We start from the raw sequence: 2,254 nt of genomic DNA, 5'->3' as shown, positions 1-2,254 counted from the left end.
AGCAACATCACCCAAGAAGGTGCTTTTGAGTTAGACAAACTCGTGCAGGTGTTAAAAAACAACCCAAACATGGTCGTTTTAGCCAAAGCACACACAGATAATCGTGGAAGTGATCAATACAACATGAATCTATCAGACAGAAGAGCTAAATCAACCGTGCAATACCTCCTCTCCAAAGGAATCTCCAAAAACCAAATCTCAGGAAAAGGAATGGGCGAAACCGAACCTAAAGTAGACTGTAAAGAAGCGTGTACCGAAGAACAACATGCCGCTAACAGAAGAAGTGAATTCTTGATTGTGAAGAAGTAACAAAAATTGTTTACACTAAAAAAACGGATATTGACAAAGTATCCGTTTTTTTGTTTTCAAAAGTTCTAAAAGCTAAACGTACAACTGCAACAAAATCATAGTGAAACCACAAAAGACGTTGCTTTTAAAAATAAAGAAACTATTTTGAACTCCCAAAGCAACCTTTTTATCCTTTTTTCATCTTACCTTTATAACCTAACACACTGTAAACCAATGATAAAAAAACTACTCGCTGGTCTATTGCTATTTACTTCTTTTGCAGTTACCGCTCAATCGGTTGAATGGGTAAATACGCCTGTAACAGAAATCAACAATTTCTCAACTTCCGGCTATATTTCAACCACAGACCCGATGGCAAATGTCTATTTTGCGGGTTTCAAAGACAATCCGGTTCCGTACACCGAAATGTTCGGGAATTTAATCTACCAAAAATACAGTCAATCAGGCGAACTCGTGTTTTCTAAAACCATTACTGCAACGGCCGTAATCCATCAACTAACGAATGATGCTGAAGGAAATATTTTAATGGCAATTGAATATTTAGATGAACTGGTTTACGAAGGTTTTTCCATTCCAAACACAACTGAATTGCCGCAAAACATTCTACTCAAAGTAAACCCTTCGGGAGAATTACTTTGGCATAAAGTATTGAATACACCTGAAGCAAATGTGAATACATTTAAGGCGATTGAGGTGGATGCGTTGGGCAACATTTATTTGGGCTATGACAATTTTTTTTATTGCTATATTGAAAAAGTAAGTCCAAACGGAGATCCACTGCTGTTAATTACACAAGAAAATGTAAATCGTTTAACCGCATTAGCCGTAGATAGTGCTGGAAATATCTATGCAACCGGTTCGTGTGCCAATAGTAACTCGGTTTACGCCGGAATAGAACAACCAACCGGCTTTGATTACAGTGTTTATTTGGTAAAATATTCGCCGGCAGGTGTTTTTCAATGGATTAAATATGCCGAAGACATTACCTGCTCTTCTTCTATGGTAAAAGTGATGGGAACAGATAGCGTTTATTGGGCGGCCGAGACGTTTATTCCGTTACAATTGGATGCATTTACGACAGAAGGTCCTACCTCCGGCGGAATCGATTTTTTTCTCGCCAAGTTAAACGCAAACGGTGACTATTTGTGGGTGAGAGAAGTCCCCGGTAACGGTTCGGTCGAGTTAGGTAAAAAGAACTTTTTAGCGGTAGATGGTGCAGGAGGAATTTATCTTTCGGGTTCTCTTACCGGCGGAGTAACCCAATGGAATGAGCAAGTGACCACCAATACAACTACTTTTAACAACCATGAAGCCGTTTTGCTTCATTACTTAGAGAACGGACTTCTCCTTTTTGCATTCACTGCCGGCGGAGACGCAACGGATTCGGCCAACAGTGTCACCACGGATGTAAACGGAGATATTTACCTAACCGGAATACTTCAAGGAAACGCCGCTCTTGGCTGGTTTAACCACGCCAACATCGACGAGTTTGGACTTTCTCCCTTTTTGGCTAGAATTTCTCCTGTCACCTTGTCGTTACCGCAACCGGGAAAAAATAGTATGGTAGTGTACCCCAATCCCGTGACGAATTTACTCACGGTGCAAACCGTTGAAACAATTGTAAATCTAGCGGTTTTTTCGTTGAACGGCCAACGGATACAACTTCCTCAAAACGGCAACCAACTTGATTTTAGTGGATTGGCAAATGGTGTTTATGTGGTGGAGGTGGTGATGGAAAATAGTTTGGAGAGGGTAAAGATAGTCCGATAGGTCACTGAACGTGACAATGAAGTAAGAAGTCAACAGACCATACCTTCAAGCAATAATAGTCCTTCCTAAAATAGATAGAGCGTAAGTAGAAAACAAAAAAAGGTGGTCAGTTTGCTGACAACCTTTTTTTGTTTCCCAAAGTAGATTGAAACTAAAAAAACAACACTTTCTTCAC

General features: G+C 40.1%; 2 protein-coding genes. Both read left to right on the top strand.

Going from position 1 to position 2,254, the window contains the following annotated elements:
* The coding region (locus tag B0I10_RS15500) for an OmpA family protein (RefSeq protein ID WP_146740302.1) at positions 1-309 on the top strand (309 nt) is incomplete at its 5' end.
* Between the two features lie 213 nt (positions 310-522).
* Positions 523-2,079 carry a T9SS type A sorting domain-containing protein gene (locus B0I10_RS15495; RefSeq protein WP_112087422.1) on the top strand — a complete coding sequence of 519 codons (1,557 nt, stop codon included), beginning with the start codon at positions 523-525 and terminating at the stop codon, positions 2,077-2,079.
* Positions 2,080-2,254: the final 175 nt, after the last annotated feature.

The sequence above is a fragment of the Flavobacterium lacus genome (genome assembly GCF_003268815.1).
Taxonomy (GTDB): domain Bacteria; phylum Bacteroidota; class Bacteroidia; order Flavobacteriales; family Flavobacteriaceae; genus Flavobacterium; species Flavobacterium lacus.
Note: the sequence above shows the minus strand (reverse complement) of the source record. Positions and strands in the feature narration are given on the sequence as shown.

Coding starts and splice junctions, on each gene's coding strand:
- B0I10_RS15495 (WP_112087422.1), top strand. CDS start 523: ATGATAAAAAAACTACTCGCTGGTCTATTGCTATTTACTTCTTTTGCA.